This window comes from Mesorhizobium sp. P5_C1 (genome assembly GCF_054049815.1).
Genome location: NZ_JBFULQ010001340.1, coordinates 1 through 624, shown reverse-complemented (window position 1 = coordinate 624; position 624 = coordinate 1). Strand labels below are relative to the sequence as shown.

Here is a 624-nt window from a genome sequence, read left to right as displayed (position 1 = left end):
CTACAGAAAACTTCAAGTCGTCGTTGTGGATGATGCCTCGTCCGACAGTTCTGCTGACGTGATACGATCAATTAGGGACGAGCGGATAGTTTACAGATTGCTGGCTAGTAACGTTGGCGCGTGCCAAGCCATGAATGTTGGTCTTTCGATGTGCGAAGGCGCCTACATCGCTGTGTGCAATTCCGATGATATCTGGGTCCCCGCGAAGCTTGAACAGCAGCTCAAGAAATTTGTAGCCAGTCCGAATTTGGCAGCGGTTTTTTCTGATGTTGAATGGATCGACGATCTGGGCCGCCCCCTGTCAGGAGCAAATGCCCCTGTATTTGAAGCGGTGTTTAAGCAGGCAAATCGATCACGCTTTGGATGGATCAGGGATCTCATTGAAAGAGGTAACTGCCTCTGCCACCCTTCCGTGCTCATGAAACGCGAGGTCTACGAGACTGTTGGGTCGTATAACAATTTCTATAGACAGCTTCCTGATCTGGATATGTGGCTTAGGGTCCTGCAGCACTACGATATCTTCGTGATGCCGGAGAAGCTAGTGGGATTTCGCATCCATGAGAACAACACGAGCCGCGTAATACCTACCACGAGCAATCGCTCGATCAACGAACACCGATTGAT

General features: G+C 50.2%; 1 protein-coding gene. It reads left to right on the top strand.

The features are described from left to right. On the top strand, positions 1–624 hold a 624-nt coding region (locus ACXJ7R_RS35705; protein WP_457155885.1), incomplete at both ends, for a glycosyltransferase.